Annotated in this window: 15 protein-coding genes; 3 read left to right on the top strand and 12 right to left on the bottom strand. The window is 68.5% G+C overall.

The features are described 5' to 3' along the window. Positions 1-10 precede the first annotated feature (10 nt). From BMZ18_RS19670 to BMZ18_RS10010, 10 genes are all read right to left on the bottom strand, one after another. Positions 11-694 (bottom strand): Rv1363c family protein, encoded by a 684-nt coding sequence (locus BMZ18_RS19670; protein ID WP_074922136.1) that lies wholly within the window; start codon positions 692-694, stop codon positions 11-13. Between the two features lie 73 nt (positions 695-767). Further along, positions 768-2,018 carry an MCE family protein gene (locus BMZ18_RS10050; protein WP_068365723.1) on the bottom strand — a complete coding sequence of 417 codons (1,251 nt, stop codon included), beginning with the start codon at positions 2,016-2,018 and terminating at the stop codon, positions 768-770. After that, positions 2,015-3,244: an MCE family protein gene (locus BMZ18_RS10045; RefSeq protein ID WP_068365722.1), complete on the bottom strand. Its 1,230-nt coding sequence runs from the start codon at positions 3,242-3,244 to the stop codon at positions 2,015-2,017. Before BMZ18_RS10045 ends, BMZ18_RS10050 begins: the two co-directional genes overlap by 4 nt. A gap of 116 nt (positions 3,245-3,360) precedes the next feature. After that, complete coding sequence (locus BMZ18_RS10040) at positions 3,361-4,605, bottom strand: MCE family protein (protein ID WP_068365725.1); 1,245 nt, start codon at positions 4,603-4,605, stop codon at positions 3,361-3,363. Between the two features lie 26 nt (positions 4,606-4,631). After that, entirely contained in the window at positions 4,632-5,654 is a 1,023-nt protein-coding gene (locus BMZ18_RS10035; RefSeq protein WP_068099513.1) for an MCE family protein, read from the bottom strand. Continuing rightward, the gene (locus tag BMZ18_RS10030; RefSeq protein ID WP_068099512.1) at positions 5,654-6,718 is read right to left on the bottom strand and encodes an MCE family protein; all 1,065 of its coding nucleotides are present in this window, start codon (positions 6,716-6,718) and stop codon (positions 5,654-5,656) included. The genes BMZ18_RS10035 and BMZ18_RS10030 overlap by 1 nt, the downstream gene beginning before the upstream one ends. Next, positions 6,715-8,043 (bottom strand): MCE family protein, encoded by a 1,329-nt coding sequence (locus tag BMZ18_RS10025; RefSeq protein WP_068365721.1) that lies wholly within the window; start codon positions 8,041-8,043, stop codon positions 6,715-6,717. Before BMZ18_RS10025 ends, BMZ18_RS10030 begins: the two co-directional genes overlap by 4 nt. Further along, on the bottom strand, positions 8,040-8,900 hold the full coding sequence (locus tag BMZ18_RS10020) for an MlaE family ABC transporter permease (RefSeq protein ID WP_068099510.1): 861 nt from the start codon (positions 8,898-8,900) through the stop codon (positions 8,040-8,042). The genes BMZ18_RS10025 and BMZ18_RS10020 overlap by 4 nt, the downstream gene beginning before the upstream one ends. Position 8,901: 1 nt before the next feature. Continuing rightward, entirely contained in the window at positions 8,902-9,696 is a 795-nt protein-coding gene (locus BMZ18_RS10015) for an MlaE family ABC transporter permease (RefSeq protein WP_068099509.1), read from the bottom strand. A gap of 8 nt (positions 9,697-9,704) precedes the next feature. After that, positions 9,705-11,009, bottom strand: a complete 1,305-nt coding sequence (locus tag BMZ18_RS10010) for an ABC transporter ATP-binding protein (RefSeq protein ID WP_082895210.1) — start codon at positions 11,007-11,009, stop codon at positions 9,705-9,707. A 341-nt stretch (positions 11,010-11,350) separates the two neighbouring features. Between BMZ18_RS10010 and BMZ18_RS10005 the strand changes: the two genes are divergently transcribed. Genes BMZ18_RS10005 through BMZ18_RS09995 form a run of 3 tightly spaced genes read left to right on the top strand, consistent with a single transcriptional unit; the run spans position 11,351 to position 16,205 of the window. Next, on the top strand, positions 11,351-12,973 hold the full coding sequence (locus BMZ18_RS10005; protein WP_068360684.1) for an MFS transporter: 1,623 nt from the start codon (positions 11,351-11,353) through the stop codon (positions 12,971-12,973). Beyond that, positions 12,970-14,562: an MFS transporter gene (locus tag BMZ18_RS10000; protein WP_068360687.1), complete on the top strand. Its 1,593-nt coding sequence runs from the start codon at positions 12,970-12,972 to the stop codon at positions 14,560-14,562. The genes BMZ18_RS10005 and BMZ18_RS10000 overlap by 4 nt, the downstream gene beginning before the upstream one ends. Further along, positions 14,559-16,205, top strand: a complete 1,647-nt coding sequence (locus tag BMZ18_RS09995) for an NAD-dependent epimerase/dehydratase family protein (RefSeq protein ID WP_068360690.1) — start codon at positions 14,559-14,561, stop codon at positions 16,203-16,205. Before BMZ18_RS10000 ends, BMZ18_RS09995 begins: the two co-directional genes overlap by 4 nt. Here BMZ18_RS09995 and BMZ18_RS09990 read toward each other — a convergent pair. Together BMZ18_RS09990 and BMZ18_RS09985 are read right to left on the bottom strand one after the other, a co-directional pair. After that, positions 16,141-16,680 (bottom strand): DUF2505 domain-containing protein, encoded by a 540-nt coding sequence (locus BMZ18_RS09990; RefSeq protein WP_068360693.1) that lies wholly within the window; start codon positions 16,678-16,680, stop codon positions 16,141-16,143. The two genes, BMZ18_RS09995 and BMZ18_RS09990, sit on opposite strands and share 65 nt — an antisense overlap. Next, the gene (locus tag BMZ18_RS09985) at positions 16,677-17,969 is read right to left on the bottom strand and encodes an aminotransferase class I/II-fold pyridoxal phosphate-dependent enzyme (protein WP_068360696.1); all 1,293 of its coding nucleotides are present in this window, start codon (positions 17,967-17,969) and stop codon (positions 16,677-16,679) included. The genes BMZ18_RS09990 and BMZ18_RS09985 overlap by 4 nt, the downstream gene beginning before the upstream one ends. Positions 17,970-18,005: the final 36 nt, after the last annotated feature.

The following is an 18,005-nucleotide window of genomic DNA, read 5'->3' as shown; positions in this document are numbered from 1 at the left end:
TAGCGCGAGATCACTGGCCGCCGGACGGCGCGGCGGGATCCGCCGGCGCGGCGGGGTCGGTCGGTGCGGCGGGGTCGGCCGGCGCAGCCGGATCGGCGGGCGCGGCGGGGTCGGCGGGCGCAGCGGGGTCGGTGGTCGCCGACTGCGGCAGCTGCAGGGGGATGCGTTCCCCGATCGGCTGGATCCGCGTCGCCTTCCACGTGCCGTCGACGTCCTGGAGCTCGAGTCGCAGCGTGCTCTGGAAGCGCTCGTTGCCGCTGGGCTTGGTGGTGTCGGTGGTGAGGACGATCAGCGACTGCGCGGTGCCCTCGTCGGCCGAGAAGCCCACCAGCGCGGCGTGCTGCACCGACGCCGTCGTGACGACGCCGGTGTCGGCGAACTGCTCGCGGAACTGGTCCCGCGTGTCGTTCAGGCCCGAGGTGAGTTCGTCTCCGGTGATGGAGGACTCGATGTCGGCGAAGGTCTTGTCGAGATCGTTCGCGTCGACGGAGTTCAGGTTGATCGCGGCCTGTCGAGCGCCCGCGAGCGCGTCGTCACGCGTGGCCGCGGCGGAGGACTCGCGGAACGCGAGGAACCAGAACACGGCCGAGACCACGGCGAGCACCGCCGCGACCGCACAGACCGCGGCCGCGGCGACGACCGGCCAGGACCGGGTGCCCGCGGAGGACGGGGCCGAAGAGGTGGTTGGCGTCACATCGCCACCCTACTAGGCGGTAACCACCGGCCCCGACAGGGACCGGTGGCCACCGGGTGGTCGAGCCGGCGCGTCAGGGACGAACCGTGACGCCCAGCAGCGCGGCGAGCTGCGTGGCAATGGGGTTGAGATCGATGGGGTCCGGCGCCACCTTCGGCTTGCCGTCCCACGGCTGCGGGATGTTGGGATCGGCGAACTGCGCGCGGTTGGCACCACGCACGCCCGTGAGCGACCCCTGGGGCACCGTGCAATTCGCATCGAGGTTGATCGGGAAGTCCTGCTGCGTCGGGTCGAAGTCGGGGTTGCGGGCGTACTCGGCGTCGATGATCGCCTGCGTGCCCTCGTAACCCTGCGTGCAGGACGGCGGGTTGTTCACCTCGAGCGCGATGCCGAAGTGAATGGTGCCGTCACCCGGGCTCACCGAGTTCGCACCCTGCGCGAGGGCGGGCAGGAACTGAAGCAACGGCCGCAGGGCGAACGTCCGCGGGCTGAGTGCTTCGCTGACCCCGGCCAGGTTGGTGAGGTTGGTGGTCAGCCCCGGGCCGGCCTGCGACACCAACGCGCTCGTCTCGTCGGAGAACGGAATGCCGTTGTCGATGAGGCGGCGGATGTCCGGATCGTTCGACCGCAGTTGCGCCGTGACCAGCGCGAGGTCGGAGCTGAACTGCTGGATCGCGGACGACTGCTCGCTCTGGGTGTCCAGGACCACGCGGCTGTCCCGGATGAGGGTGAGAGTCTGCGGCAGGTTCGTCAGACCGTCCTGAGAGAAGGTGTCGAGAGAGTCCACGAGGCCCGCGAGCGCCGTGCCGGTGCCCTCGAAGCCGGTACCCAGTTCCGTGACCAGGGTGCGGAGATCGTCCTTCGGCACCGTCGAGGCGAGCGTGTCGACGTTGCGCAGCAGATCCTCGACCGGGGTCGGGGTCGAGGTGTCGGCCTCGGCGATCGTGCTTCCGTCCTCGAGGAACGGCCCCTGATCGGTCCGCGGCTGCAAATCGACGTACTGCTCACCGATCGCGGAGCGGTTGGCCACCACGGCGACGGTGTCGGACGGGATGTCCGGGCCGCCCTTCTCGAGATTCAGGGCCACGTCCACGCCCTGCTCGGTGAGGGTGAGAGCGCCGACGCGGCCGACAGGAATGCCACGGTAGGTGACCTCGGCGTTCTGGAAGATGCCGCCGGAGTCCGCGAACTGCCCGGTCACCGTGTACTGACCGAAACCCAGCAACTGATCGATCCGCACGTACTTCGCACCGACATAGATGATGCCGAGCAGCGCGATCACCACGAACGCGACCAGCTGGGTGCTGACCAACTTCGATCTCACTGTCCACCTCCCGGCTGCGCGCCGGGGGCAGCGCCGATACCGAACTGTTCGAGAATGCCGTCGAGCGGATTCGCCGACGGCGGCGCCGCGGCGGGAACACCCGGCGGCGGCGTCGGCGACGGGATCACGGGCGGAAGCGGGAGCAGGGACACCGTCGGCCAGCCCGGTCGCGGCCCGTTGCCGTTGTAGTACGGGTTGGACGGATCCACCCGCGGCTTCGGTTCACCGTTGAGGGGCGGGCTGTAGATCGGATTGCCCTCACCCACACCGAAGGTGCTCAGCTGGTTGCCGATCTGCAGGTCCGCGCTGATGAACAGGTTGACCGAGTTGCCCTGGGCGATCTTCTCGACGCCGTCCGGGAACGGGAACGTCGGTACGAACGCGAGGTCGGTGATGAGCTCGTCGCCGTACGTCGCCAGTTCCTGCAGCGTCGGACGCAGGGCGCGCAGGTCGGCGATGAGATCGTCCTTGCTGCGCTCGATGACGTCGGTCCCCACCTCGCCGAGCCGGTCCAGCTGGGTGAGCAACTGCGTCAGCTGCGGACGCTGCTGCTCGAGCACCTCCGTGGCCACCGGCAGGTCCGCGAGGATGCGGTCGATCTTCTCGGTCTGCTGGTTCAGGGTTCCGGTGAGCACGTCGAGACCGTCGAGAGCCCGCGTGATGTCGCCCTTCTGCTCCTCGAGCCCGCCGATGAGGGTGTTGGCCTGCTCGATCAACGAGCGCAGTCGGTCCTCGCGGCCCTCGGTCGCGGTGTTCAGCTCCTTGACGATCGGGGCGAGCTGCGCGACGCCGCCACCGTTGAGCAGCATCGACAGTGCGCCGAACACCTGCTCGATGTCGGTGGCGTGGCGGGTGCGCTCCACCGGAATCGTGTCGCCGCCGATCAGGCGCGCCGCGTCGGCGTCGCCCTCGGGGACCGACAGCTGCACGAATTTCTCGCCCAGAAGGTTGGTCTGCTGGATGGACGCCGTCGCGTTCGCCGGCAGATCGACCGAGTTGTTCACCTCGACCGTGACGTCGGCGATCCACGAATCGCCGGGCACCGAGATGTCCGTGACGCGTCCGACCTCGACGCCGTCGACCTTGACGGTCGACTGCGGCACCAGGTCCAGCACGTCGTCGAACTGCAGCGTCAGGCGAATGGGGTCGGACCCGACGTCGGCGCCACCCGGCAACGGGATGCCGTAGACCCCCTCGGAGCCGCACGCCCCGACGGTCAGGGCCATCACGCAGGCGCCGGAGGCGACGACGACACCACGAACGCGGTGCGTTCTGCGGACACTGTCGCGGTGCGTTCTGCGGACACTGTCGAGGCGGGTCGATGCACGCGAAACTCGCACGGTCACTCCCCTCCCTGCGGAATCGACATTCCGGGCAGGTTGAGATCGAGGCGCGGGGACGGGTTGCCCGGCACTGTGCCCGGCTCCACGTTCCGCTGGATGTTGTCGGCGGAGAGAATGCCGAACGGCAGCACCAGCGTCGGGGTCTTCACCCCGGCGACGGCCTGGTCGACGATGGTTCCGCAGTTGTCGACGATCGGTTGCATTTGCCGGCCGAGCGCCTCGAACTGCGGATCACCCGGACGCAGTTTCTGCAGGTCGATCAGGCTGCAGACGAACGTCTTGGGGTCCTGGAGCTCGTTGAAGATCAACCGGGCGTCGAGCGACCCGTTCTCCGCGTTGTAGGAGTTCGCGACGTTGGCGACGGCCAGCGGCAGCAGGGTCAACGTGTCCGCGAGCTTGCCGCGGTTGTCCGCCAGCAGCTGCGTGGTGGGTGCGAGCGCATCCAGATCCGTGCTCAGCTGATCACGGTTGTCGCGAACGAAGCCCGCCACGTCGCCCAGCGTCACCGACAACTGCTGCAGCGCTTGCGAGAGGTTCTCCCGCTCCCCCGCCAGGAAGCCGGTGAGGGAGGACAACTGCTCGTTGAACGCACGCACCTGCTGATCGTTGGCCGCGAGAGCGCTGACGAAGGTCTGCAAGTTCTGCACCGTGCCGAACAGGTCGCCGCGGTAGGAGTCCAGGGTGTCGACCGCGCCGGACAGCTGTGTCAGCGTGTCGTTCAGCGCTTCGCCGTTGCCCTCGAGGTTGCGCGCACCCGTGCTCACGAGATCGGACAGGGCGCCGTCGCGGTTGGCACCGTTCGGTCCGAGCGCCTCCGACAGCTGGTCGATGCTCTGGTACAGCTCGTCCACCTCGACCGGGGTCGCGGTGCGCTCGCGCGGGATCACCGCACCCGATTCCATCTTCTCGCCGCCGGTGTAGGCGGGGGCGAGCTGGACGTACCGGTCCGCGACCACCGACGGGGCAATCTGCACCGCTCGCGCGTCGGCCGGGATGTCGACGCCGCGGTCCACCCTCAGGTCGACCTGCACCTGATCGCCGAGCCCCTCGACCTTGGTCACCTCACCGACCTTGACGCCGAGCACCCGGACCTCGGTGCCCTCGTACACGCCGACGGACTTGTCGAAGTACGTGGTGATCGTGGTCGTGCCGAGGCGCGTGAACGCCCACCACAGGGCGAACACCACGAGGACGACGACGGCGACGACGGCCGCGATCAGTCCCAGACTGCGCTTGGTGAACATCGAACGCGACGAATCCTGGTCGGCGGTCACTGGCCTGCTCCCGGACTGCGAACGGGATCCACACCGAGCGTGCGGATCGGCTCCCGGTACCCCGGAATGTCGGGCAGACCCGGCGGGAACGTGTTGACGATGACCTGGTCGAACCACCGGCCGTTGCCGACGATGTTCGTGTAGAGCCGCACGAACGGCTCGTACATCTCGATGGCCCGAGAGATGTTCTCGTTGTTGGTCCGCAGGGTCTCGATGACCTGGCCGAGGGAGGCCAGCGCCGGCCCGATCTGGGCTTCGTTGTCCCGCACCAGACCGGTCAGCTCACGCGAAACCCGCTGCGTGCCGATGAGCAACTGCGAGATGGACCGCTGGCGATTGTTCAACTCCTGCACCAGGACCGACGCGTCACCGATCAACCGGGTGAACTCCTGATTGCGATCCGCCAGGACCTTGGTGGTGGTGTTGGTCGCCGCGAACAGCTTGGACAGCTGCTCGTCGCGGGAGGCGATTGTCTGCGACAGCCGAGTCACCCCGTCCAGCGATGCCCGAATGTTGTCCGGGGTCTCGGAGAACGCCTGCGAGAGCGTCTCCATGCTGGTCGCCAACTGCGTGGTGTCGATGTCGCCGGTGGTCCGGGCGGCGTCGGAGAACGCGTCGATGACGTCGTACGGCGCCGTGGTGCGCTCGATCGGGATGACGTCCCGAGGGTTCAGGCGCTCGTCGCCCTTGGGCTCGAGCGACAGGTACTTCTGCCCCAGGATCGTCTTGATCTGGATGGAGGCCGACGTCTTGTCGCCCACCCACGCGTCGTCGACGGTGAACTCGACCGCGACCTTGTCGCCGTCGAGCGAGACGTCGGTGACCGTGCCCACCTTGACGCCCGCGATACGCACCTCGTTGCGCGAGGTGAGTCCGGCGGCTTCGGAGAAGTCCGCCCGGTACTTGGTGCCGGCACCGATGATCGGCAGCGAGTCCAGGAAGAACGCGCTCATCGTGGCCATCAGGATGAGAAAGATGCCGAGGGCACCCGCGACGGCCGGCTTGCGACGGGACTCCATCAGGAAATACCTCCTGCCGCACAGCGTTTCGCGGAGTTCGTGTAGAGCGGCTGGTTGATGGTCGGCAGGCCGGTGGGCAGGTTCAACTGCGGCGCGTACCCGGGTCCGGCGACGATGTCGATGCCGCACAGATAGAACTGGAACCACGATCCGAAGCTCGCGACGCGAATCAGCTTCTCCAACTTGACCGGGAAGTTCTTCAGGATCGCGTCGAAGTCGGCCTGACGGTTGTTGATCTTGGTCGACAGCTGGTCGATCGAGGCGATGGACGACTGGATCGACGGCCGGGTCGGCTCGAGCAGATCCGCCGTGGCATCGGTCAACCCGGCGAGCGAGGTGACCGCCGAACCCACCGTGTCGCGATCCGCGGCCAGTCCGGACACCAGTTGCTGAGTGTTGACGATCAGCTGGTCGAGGTCCTTGTCGTGGCGGTTGACCGTGTCCAACACTCCGTTGAGGTTGTCGATCACGGCGCCGATCACGCGGTCCTTGTCCGCGACCGTGTTGGTCAGGGATGCGGTGTCGCGCACCAGATCACCAATGGTGCCGGACTCGCCCTGGAAGACCTGGATGATCTGGTAGCTGAGCTTGTTCACGTCGTCCGCGGTGAGGGTCTGGAAGAGCGGACGGAATCCGTTGAACAGCGTGGTGAGGTTCACCGCGGGCCGGGTCCGCTCGAGCGGAATGGTGGCGCCGCTGGTGATCTTCTCGCCCTGGTTTCCGGCGCCTTCCTCCAGCGCGATGTAGCGCTGACCGATGAGGTTGCGGTACCGGATGGACGCGGTACTGCTCGCGGGCAGCCAATCGCGTTGCGTCAGCGCGAAATCGACGCGCGCGCGGTCGCGCTCGTAGATCTCGATCTTGTCGACCGTGCCGACGCGCACGCCGGCGATGCGCACCTCGTCGCCCTCGTTGAGCGACGCCACGTCGGAGAAGATCGCCGAGAACTTCGTGTTGCCCGACCCGGCGCCGTTGGCGATGGTCAACGCCAGGGCGGCCGTGGCCAGGATGGTGACCACCGCGAAGACGATCAGTTTGACCAGCGGTGCGGCCAATCCCCTCATCGCACACTCACTTCCGTGCCGCGGAGCGCAGGAGCGCCCACCAGGGTGGTCCAGGCCGGCACCTGCTCCGGTGCCAGCCCGGACCCGGAGCCGTACACGACGGCCAGCGTGTCACGTTCGACGTCCGACCCGGCGTACGACGCCGGCACCGGGGAATCGAGCGGATTCGGCAGCGGCGGGTCGATGGCCGGGCCGGGGTTGCGTGACGGCACCTGGTAGGAGCCGTCGTTCACGCCGCTGCCGGGGTACTGCGGGAAGAACTTGCCCGGGGTGGTGACGTCGTCGAAGCACGACGGTCCGCGGGTGTCGAACAGACGCGGCTCGTCCTGGTTCGGGATGTACCGACCCTTGGGGTTGACGAAGTTGATGGTGGCGCGGACACCCGGGTACGGCGCGTCGACCGACAGGATCTTCTTGGCCTCCTCGGCCACCCGGACGAACTCGGTGAACGTGCAGCCGAACGACGGCGAGAACTCGGCCAGCAGCTCGAGCGCCTCCCGCGAATCCGCCGCCACCGTCACGATCGACTCCGCGTTGGTCTGGACGAGGTCCGCCAGCGAGCCCGACGACCCGGTGGCGGACACCAGCAGGGTCTCGACGTCGTTCTGCTTCTCCACCACGGTGTTGCCCGTGACGCGTAGATCGTCCAGCGCGTCCACCAGATCGGGCGCCGCGGTGGAGTAGGTCTGCGAGAGGTCGGCGATACCGCGCAGATCCGCCTGGATGTTCGGCAGCTCGGTGTTCAGACCGGAGAAGATCTCCTCGAGCCGGTCGATGGTGAGACCGAGCTTCTCGCCCTTGCCGTCGAGCGCCTGGGAGAGCGCGCCGAGCGTGTTGGCGAGCTGCTGCGGCGGGATCGCCTCGAGCAGCGGGAGCAGCGAGTCGAGCAGCTGGCCGACCTCGATGGCGTTCCCGCTGGTGTCCTGCTCGATGACCGAGCCCTCGGCGATCGGACTCGCACTCGCGCCGTCCTGCGGAATCTGCAGCGCCACGTACCGCTCGCCGAACAGCGTCTTCGGCAGCAGGCGCGCGGTGGTGTTGGACGGGATCATCGAGACCATGTCCGGCTCGAGGGCGAGTTTCGAGACCACCCGGCCGTCCTCGGTGGTGGCCGAGCGCACCTCGCCGACGATCATGCCGCGGGCCTTGACGTCGGCGTTGGCGGGCAGCGAGTTGCCGACGGTGTCGGTGACCAGGTCGACCATGACCACCGACTTGAAGGTCTTGGAGTAGCTCGCGATCGACCACCCGACGAACAGCACGACGACGAGCAGGAACCCGACGCCGAGCAGTCTGCGCTTGGTCGCGGACGGGGCGTGATTCATCCGGCCACCCTCACCGTGGTCGTGGTGCCCCAGATGGCGAGGCTCAGGAAGAAGTTCAGTACGGCGACGGTGACGATCGCGGCGCGCACCGCGCGACCCACGGCGACACCCACACCGGCCGGTCCGCCGGACGCGGTGTAGCCGTAGTAGCAGTGGATCATGATGAGCACGAACGCGAAGACCAGCACCTTGGCGAAGGAGTAGAGCACGTCCTCCGGGGGCAGGAACAGTGAGAAGTAGTGGTCGTACGAGCCCGGTGACTGCCCGTTGAACACCGTCGAGACCAGGCGCGACGCGAGGTAGGCCGACAACAGGCCGACGATGTACAGCGGGATGACGGCGATGAAGCCGGCGATCATGCGGGTGGAGACGAGGAACGGCACCGACGGCACCGCCATGACCTCGAGCGCGTCGATTTCCTCGGAGATGCGCATCGCGCCCAGCTGCGCGGTGAAGCCGCAACCGACCGTCGCGGACAGCGCCAGGGACGCCACGATCGGCGCGATCTCACGGGTGTTGACGTACGCCGAGAGGAATCCGGTGAGCACCTGGGACCCGAGCTGCTCGAGGGCGGCGAAGCCCTGCAGCCCGACGACCACACCGGTGAAGCCGCTCATCATGAGGATCACGCCGATGGTGCCGCCGATCACCGCCAGCGCGCCCGTACCGAAGGTCACCTCGGCCAACAGCCGCAGCGTCTCCTTCTTGTAGTGCACGACGGTGCGCGGGATCCAGCCGATGGCGCGGCCGTAGAAGGACATCTGCTCGCCGGCACGATCGAGCATGCCCAGCGGGGCGCCCGCCGCACTGCGCAGCTTGAGAAGAGTGCGGTCGCCGCGACCGCGCGCGATGGTCATCTCAGGCTCCCTTGGCCGGAACGACCTGGAGGTAGACCAGGGTCATGATGAGGTTCGCGAAGAACAGGATCAGGAAGGTGATGACGACGGTCTGATTGACCGCCTCGCCCACACCCTTCGGTCCGGGGTTGGGATGCAGTCCCTTGTAGGACGCGATCACGCCCGCGATCAGACCGAAGACGACGGCCTTCAGCTCACCGACCCAGAGATCCGGCAGTTGCGCGAGGGTGCCGAACGACGCCAGGTAGGCACCCGGGGTGCCGTCCTGCAGGATCACGTTGAAGAAGTAGCCGCCGGCGATGCCGATGACGGAGACCAGGCCGTTGAGCAGCAGGGCCACCAGGATCATGGCGAGCACGCGGGGCACCACGAGACGCTGCACCGGGTCGATGCCCAGCACGCGCATGGCGTCGATCTCCTCACGGATGGTCCGCGAGCCGAGGTCCGCGGTCACCGCCGACCCCGCCGCGCCGGCGATGAGCAGGGCGACCACGATCGGACTGCCCTGCTGGACCACGGCCAGCACGCTCGCGGCGCCGGTGAAGGACTCCGCACCGAGCTGTTTGATCAGCGACCCCGTCTGCAGCGAGACCACGGCGCCGAACGGAATCGCGACCAGTGCCGTCGGCAGGATGGTGACGCTCGCGATGAACCACGCCTGCTCGATGAACTCCCGGAACTGGAACGGCCGCCGGAAGGTGTTCCTGGCCACGTCGACGAGAAGTTCGACGATGTTGCCTGCCTGAGTCAGCGCGGCAGTGCCCGATCGAGCGATCGGGTTGGAGGTCTTCGCCATATGTCGTCTCAGCCTCGGGGACGGTCGGTCGGGGAATCGTACCGATCACGCGGCTCGGGCTCGTTCCAACCCTGATATCCGCGCTGCTCGGTCGGGGCGTCGTCGGTGGACCATCCGCCCTGGTCGTAGCCACCCTGCTGGTAGCCGCCCCCGTCGTAGCCACCCTGCTGGTAGCCACCCTGCTGGTAGCCACCCCCCTCGTAACCACCCTGCTGGTAACCGCTCTGCTCGTAGCCGCCCTGCTGACCGTCGGCTCCGACATAGGCGGGCTGACGCTCGCTGTCGGCCTCGTCGAGGCTCTGCTGGATGGCGTGCTGCGCCTTCTCCGGCAGCGTGTGCATGATGCTGCGCACGCGCTCGCGGCGACGGTCGACGGCCTGGCGCCGCGGCATGCCGGGCGTCGGGTCCATCTGCGGCATGATCCCCTCGACGTCCTCGACACCGCCGAGGTTGTGACCGGCGTCCGAGAGCGCCTGCTCCTGGCGCATCTGCGCCTCGTCCTTCTCCTCGCTCATGCCGATCGGGCCGATCATGGTGCCGTTGAGGAACTGCTTGACGGCCGGCTCCTCGGAGGTGAGAAGCACCTCGCGGGGACCGAACATGACGAGGTTCTTGCGGAAGAGCATGCCGATGTTGTCCGGCACCGTGCGCGCCAGGTTGATGTTGTGCGTGACGATCAGCATCGTCGCGTCGATCTGCGCGTTGATGTTGAGCAGCAACTGGCTGATGTACGTGGTGCGCACCGGGTCCAGGCCCGAGTCCGGCTCGTCGACCAGGATGATCTCGGGATCCAGGACGAGGGCGCGGGCCAGGCCGGCGCGCTTGCGCATACCGCCGGAGATCTCGCCGGGGAGCTTGTTCTCCGCACCGGTCAGACCGACCAGCTCCAGCTTCTCCATGACGATCTTGCGGATCTCGTCTTCCTTCTTCTTCGTGTGTTCACGAAGCGGGAAGGCGGTGTTGTCGTACAGGTTCATGGATCCGAACAGGGCGCCGTCCTGGAACAGCACGCCGAACAGCTTGCGGATCTCGTAGAGCTCCTTCGAGGAGCACTCCATGATGTCGGTGCCGTCGACGACGATGCTGCCCTCTTCCGGGCGCAGCAGGCCGATGAGCGACTTCAGGAAGACCGACTTGCCCGTACCCGACGGTCCGAGCAGGGCGCTCACCTCGCCGGTCGGGAGCGTCAGCGTGACGTCCTGCCAGATCTTCTGAACACCGAACGACTTGGTCAAACCCTCGACCGAAACCTCGACACCCACCGTTGGACCCTCCCACTGCTCGTCGCACACGACGCAGGCGCGTCGACCCATGCTTCACCGACATCTGTGTGTGTGCGTCGCGTCACTCTAACCCACCGAAGTGGCCGCAACGACCACGCACCTTACCGATCGGTAACCCGCCCCCCGACGCGGCCGTGGTTCCGTCGTCGAAGTCTGCCCGATGAAGCGCCGTTGCACGGTCGAACAGACACGACGCGCACGAAATTGGTGAGCGTTCGCAATCGACCGGTCGTAGACGGTCACGGGCCGGGACCGTCGGCGCAGTGACCTCCCACCGACATGGGCGTCGGGCCCCGGGAAGCCTCCCCCTGCCGCGCACCCCGCCCTACCGTGGGCCACCGCCAGGTTCCTGCCCCCGCCCCGGAGGATCGATGCCCGACGTGACGAGTGCGGCCCCGAGCCGCCGCCGCCAGATCTCGGCCTTCGGGGTCATCTGCCTCGCGGAACTGCTGATCGTGCTGGACATGACGATCATCAATGTCGCGCTCCCGTCCATCGGCGTGGAGCTGTCGGCGGGCATCTCCGGGCTGCAGTGGGTGGTCGACGCCTACACCCTGACGTTCTCGGGACTGCTGCTCGCGTTCGGCAACCTCGGCGACCGCTACGGCCGACGACTGTTCCTGCTGGTCGGACTGACCGGCCTGGGGGCGTCGTCGATCGTCGGCGCGACCGGGGACGGTCTCGGCGACGTCCTCACCTCGCGGGCCGTGATGGGGGTCTTCGCGGCGATGGTGCTGCCGGCCACCCTCGCGGTCATCACCAATCTGTTCCCGCTGCCGAAGGAACGCGCCCTCGCCATCGGCGCCTGGTCGTCGATCGCCGGTGTCGCCGTCGCGATCGGTCCGGTCTCGGGCGGCTTCCTCCTCGAGCACTTCTCGTGGCACTCGGTGTTCTGGCTCAACGTCCCCGTCGCGCTGGTGGGCGTGGTGCTGGTCGCCCTGATCGTGCCCGAGTCCAAGGCCGCGAATCCCGGCAAGCTGGACGTGCCGGGTGTGCTCCTGTCCATCGCCGGCGTGACCCTGTTGGTCTTCGTGGTCATCGAGGCGCCGAACTTCGGATGGACCTCTCCCGCCACCCTCGGCGGCGCACTCGCCGCGGTCGTACTGCTCTGGGCCTTCGTCCACCGGCAGCGCCGTGTGGCCGCCCCGGTGCTCGACGTCTCGTTGTTCCGGATCAAGCCCTTCGCGTGGCCGGCGGTGTCCATCGCGATCGGCTTCTTCAGCCTGTTCGGATTCCTGTTCCTCATCACCCAGTACTTCCAGGGCATCCGCGAGTACAGCCCGCTCGACTTCGGCATCGCCACTCTGCCCTTCGCCGCGGCGCTGGCCGTCTCGTCGCCGTCCGCCACCGTCGTCGCCCAGAAGATCGGCACCATGCCGGTCCTGGTCACCGGACTGGTCCTGATCGGCGCGGGCCTGGTGGTGGCGGCGCAGGTGAAGATCGACAGCTCCTACCTCGGCCTCGTCCTCCCGGCGATGCTGCTCCTGGCCGTCGGCATCGCCGTGATCCAGGGCCCCGCCACCGAATCCATCATGTCCTCGCTTCCACTGGACGAAGCGGGCGCGGGTGCGGCGGTCAACGACACCACCCGCGAGATCGGCGGCACCCTCGGCGTCGCGGTGCTCGGCTCGCTCGTCGCCAGCTACTACGTCTCCACCGTCCGGCCCCTCGTCGAGGCGATCCCGAGCGCGATCATGACCGAGACGGAGAAGGCCTACGCGCAGGCCAGCGTGCTCAGCGTGTCCGAGATCCGGGCCCGCGAACTCCCGAGCCTCTTCGAACCGCAACGGGCACAACTGATCACGGAGATGAAGGAAGCCGCGCTCCGTGGCTCGTCCATCGCGGCCTACGTCGCGGCGGGCGCCGTCTTCGTCTGCGCCGTCGTGGTCGCCCTGAACTTCCCCGCCCACCACCGGACCAGCGGGATGCTGGCGCCGGAGGCGCCGGACCGGACCGAGCCGAGCGTGGCGTCGAGAACCGAGGTCGACGGATGACGTCCGTCGCGTCCTCGGCCGCGGGCCTGTCGTCGGGCCGTCGCACAGCGGCCTTCGTCGTCATCTGCTTCGTCGAGTTGCTGGTCGTGCTTGACAACACCGTCGTCAACGTCGCACTTCCGGACATCAGCGAGGAGTTGCGCGCCGGTTTCACCGGCCTGCAATGGGTGGTCGACGCCTACATCCTCACCTTCTGCGGGCTGCTGCTCGCCTTCGGCAACATCACGGACCGCATCGGCCGCAAACGCATGCTGCTGATCGGTGTCGTCGGCCTGGCCGCCACGTCGGTGATCGGCGCGGTCGCCGACAGCCTGCCGCAGCTGATCACCTCGCGTGCCCTCATGGGGGTCTTCGCCGCCGCCGCGCTGCCCGCCACCCTCGCGGTCATCATCGACATCTTCCGCGAGCCCGCTCGACGCGCGGTAGCGATCGGGACCTGGGCGTCCGTGGCGGGCATCGCCATCGCGATCGGTCCGGTGTCCGGCGGTTACATCGTCGAGCACTTCTCCTGGCACGCCGTCTTCTGGTTGAACGTTCCCGTCGCCCTGATCGCCGTCGTCGGGATCGTGACGGCCGTCCCGGAATCCCGTGCACCCGAGACCGGTCCGCTGGACGTGCAGGGCGTCGCGCTCTCGTTCGCCGGCATCACGCTGATGGTGTACTCGCTGATCGAGGCGCCCACCCACGGGTGGCTCTCCGCGCACACCCTCGGCGGCGCGGCCGTCGCGGCGGTCCTGCTCGTGCTGTTCGTTCTGCGCCAACTACGCACCGCGACACCGATTCTCGACGTGCGACTGTTCCGTCTTCCCCCGTTCGCCATGCCGGCCCTGGCCATCTCGGTGGCCTACTTCTCCATGTTCGGCTACGTCTTCCTCACCACCCAGTACTTCCAGGGTGTCCGCGGCTACACCGCGCTCGAGTTCGGCGTGGCCACCATCCCGTTCGCTCTCGCCCTGGCCGTCAGCGCGCCGCTCGCGACCGCCCTCGCGCAACGGATCGGCACCATGCCCGTCGTGGTGACCGGCCTGATCCTCGTCTCCATCGGGATGGTTCTCGCCGGACAGGTCGACGTCGACTCGTCGTACGTCGGCCTGCTCCTGCCGACCATGGTGGTGCTCGCCGTCGGTATCGCCGTGATCCAGGGCCCCGCAACGGAATCCATCATGTCGGCGGTGCCGGTGTCCGAGGCGGGAGCCGGCTCGGCGGTCAACGACACCACCCGCGAACTCGGTGGCACGCTGGGTGTCGCCGTCCTCGGCTCCATCACCGCGTCGTACTACAACGCCGCGGTCCGGCCCGTCGTCGCGGAGATTCCGGCGACCGTCATCTCCGACCGCGATCGGGACTACGTGGACTCGAGCTTCCTCTCCGTCACCGCGCTGCAGGAGTACGACCTGCCGGGCATCCTCGTCCCCGCGCGAGATGCGTTGGTGCTGACCATGAAGGAGGCCGCGATGGACGGTGCCCGCGTGGCGTCCCACGTCGCCGCGGCCGCCGTCGCGGTGTGCGCGGTGGTGGTCGCCGTCGGGCTCCCGCGCTCGCACCGGACCACCGGAGTGCTGCGCACCGACGAGGCGGAGGAAGCATGAGCGGGCTCACCGTCGCGGTCACCGGCGCCACCAGCGACTTCGCCGCAGCGTTGCTCCCGGTCCTGCTCGACGATCCGGCGATCACGACCGTCGTCGGCCTCGGGCGTCGGGCGCCGCGGGTGCATCACCCCAAGCTGCGTTCCGTCACGGCCGACATTCGCTCACCCGATCTGGCGGCGATCTTCGCCGGCTGCGACGTGGTGATCCACCTGGCGTTCGTCGTGGAGGAGCAGCGGAACAAGGCGGCCATCCACGAGGTCAACATCGAGGGCACCCGCAACACGGTCGAGTGTGCGCACCGGGCGGGCGTCGGATCGATGGTGGTGGCGTCGAGTGTCAGCGCGTACGGGCGCGAGGACCTGCCCGTACCGGTGACGGAGGACGAGTTCCCCACCGCGGACCCGAGCCGGTACTACTTCTTCGACAAGGCCGAAGTCGAGCACTTCGTCGAATGGTGGCTGCGACGCCACCCCGGCGAGATGAGCATCGCTCTGCTGCGGCCCACCTACGTCGTGGGCTCCCACTTCGCCAACGACGGCATCGACACCCTGACCCAGTCGGTGATCGCGTTCCCCGATCCGCGCCGATCGCACTATCAGTTCCTCCACCAGGACGACATGGCGGACGCGTTCCACCGGGCCGTCCACGCGCGTCTCGACGGGCCCTGGAACCTGGGGCCGCGGGACTGGCTCAGCGTCGCGGACCTCGGCGCGATGCAGGGGCAGGTGGTGCTGAACGTCCCGCTGCGACTGCTGCGCACCGCCGTCGACGTCGCCTACGCCCTGCGCCTGCTGCCGTTCTCGGGGCACTGGATCTCCTCCGGTGAGGCCGCGGTGGACTCCACCGCCCTCGAGCAGCGCACGGGCTGGGTTCCGACCATGAGTTCGGCCGAGGCGGCCGCGGTCATGATCCTGCTGGCCGGTCGACCCGTCGTCACCCGTCGTCACGCGCCGCGGCGCGCCGTGGTGTGCGAGTCGGCGTTGCAGGCCGCAACGAAGCGGCTGCGGGCGTGGGCCGAGACCGACCCGGCTGCGGCCGTGATCCGGAGCCACCTCGACGCCGGACTCGAGCGGTGCGAACACCGACAGATCGATACCCCGACCGGCTCCGTGCACGTCGAGATCCACCACGGTGAACCCGGCGCGGGTGTGGACACGGTGGTGGTTCTCCCCGTGCCACGAGGACTGCACGCGCGCTACCTCACCGCCCTCGGCCGGGCCGTCGCCGAGTCGGGTGCCACCGCCGTGCTGGTGGACCTGCCCGGACACGGCCTCAGCACGGGCCGTCGGGGGCGGGCCGGCCGCCGGGCCGTCCGCGAAGCCCTCGCCGCGGTCTGCGCCGAGTACGCCGCCGACGAGGTCGTGCTGGTGCGTCACCGGCGCGGCACCCGACGGGACAGCCTTTCCGCGGTACCCGGCGACGACGGACTTCTGCTCGCCCGCAACGGCGTCCGTCTGCCGACACGGCGATCGGAGAAGGTCCACGCGGACCGCGGGCTGCAGCGCGTCCGCACCCTGCGACTGCCGCGGCGGGCCACCGCCCGCACGGGTGACGGCCAGCGCCGCATGCTCGTGGCGATCAGCCGTGCCGTGACTGCGCAGACGCAGGCAGCGTCCCCTGCGCGACGAGCCACCGCATCGTGAACTCGCGCTCGGCCGTGAATCCGCGGTCGACGTCCCCGGCCATCATCTTTTCCAGGACGGCACCCACCACGGGCATGGTGGCCTCGACCGTGCCACGAAAGATCAACGCGCAGGTACTCTCTCCCCGCGGCTCCAGCGCGAGATCTCCGGCCATGACGACCGGCACCCCGGCGGTGACCAGCCGGTAGTCCCCGACGGCCGACCCGTCCGCCCGCAGCGGGCGCCACCGCTCGGTGCAGCGGGCGGACATCGTGCTGCCCACCAGTCGGCGGACGCCCTTGGGCATCACGTCGGGGTCGAGCGTCTGATCCACCTCCGACGTGGTCAGCTCCGGCGTCACCTCGTGCCGCACGACCTTGCTTCCGCTGCCGATGTCCCGCACACGGTCCGACCAGTACCTCTCGTTCGTGAGCGTGGCGTGCAGAAGCTCGGCGGAGCAGGGGTACTCGGTGTGCTGCTCGATCGAGAGAGTCACGCGCCCACCGGAACCGGGCTCGCGAGGGCGGCACCGACCTCGTCGGGAGCCGACTGCCCGTTCGCATGATCCGACCCGTCGCCGAGGACCTTGCCCACCTCCTCGATCACCCGATCGAGATGGTCCGTGGTGTGGTCCGCCTGCACGCACAGACGCAGAATGGCGCCGTCGTGCGGGACCGCCGGGAACATCGCGGCCGACGCGAACACCCCGGCGTCCCACAGGGTTCGCCACGTGTTGACCGTCTTGAGATCGTCCCGCACGTTGACGGCGACGATGGGCGACACCAGATCCGAGCCGTCGGGCAGCGGGCTGGGCGCACCGACGTCGACCCCGGCGGCCCGCAGCCCGTCGTGCAGGTAGCGCGCGTTGGCCAGGGTGCGGCGAGACCGCTCGGCGCCCTCGTCCGTGCGCATCAGACGAATCGCCGCGAGGGCCGCGCCCAGTGCCGCGGGCACCCCGGCGGTGGTGAACAGGAACGTCCGCGCGTGGACGCGCATGGCGTCGACGATGTCCTTCGAGCCGGCGACGAAGCCGCCCGACGATCCAAGTCCCTTGGACAGGCAGCCCATGCGCGCGTCGATGTCGTCCGCCGCGCCGAACAGCCCGGCCGCACCGGTGAGGTCCGGTCCCATGACCGCGACACTGTGGGCCTCGTCGACGAACAGCGCGGCGTCGTATTTCTCGCACACGGCCGCGACCTCGTCCAGCGGCGCGAGGTCACCGTGCATGGAGTACAGCCCGTCCACGACCACCAGCACGACGCCGGTGGAGCGAGAGAGCTTGTCCTCCAACAGGTCCACGCGGTTGTGCCGAAACGCACGGACCGTCGCGCGGGAGAGCCGGCAGGCGTCGTAGATCGACGCGTGGGCCGCCGAGTCCACCACGACGGTGTCCCCGACCCCGACCAGCGCGCTGATGCCGCCGAGGTTGGCCTGATAGCCGGTGGTGAACACCAGAGCCTGGTCGGTGCCGTGCCAGTCGGCCAGTTCCTCCTCCAGCTCGGTGTGCAGCGTGATCGTGCCGTTGAGCAACCGGCTGCCGGTGACCGTGGCGTCGTAGCGCTCGAGCGCCGCCGCCGCGCCCGCGCGCACCACGGGGTGATCGGCGAGGCCCAGATAGTTGTTGGAGCCCATCATGATCACCGACCGGTTCTCGACGTCGACGACCGGGGCGTTGACCGATTTCATCACCCGGAAGAACGGGTTCTGATCGTGCTTGGTGAGCACGCGATGCGCCCAGATGCGCTTGTCGTGCCGGATACGATCGAGCAGAGCCTGTGAACTCATGTGTCACCCCGAACAGGTCGGACGGAAGGTCCGGCG

Source organism: Rhodococcoides kroppenstedtii (genome assembly GCF_900111805.1).
In the GTDB taxonomy this organism is placed as follows: domain Bacteria; phylum Actinomycetota; class Actinomycetes; order Mycobacteriales; family Mycobacteriaceae; genus Rhodococcoides; species Rhodococcoides kroppenstedtii.
This window is presented reverse-complemented; position numbering and strand designations above follow the sequence as displayed.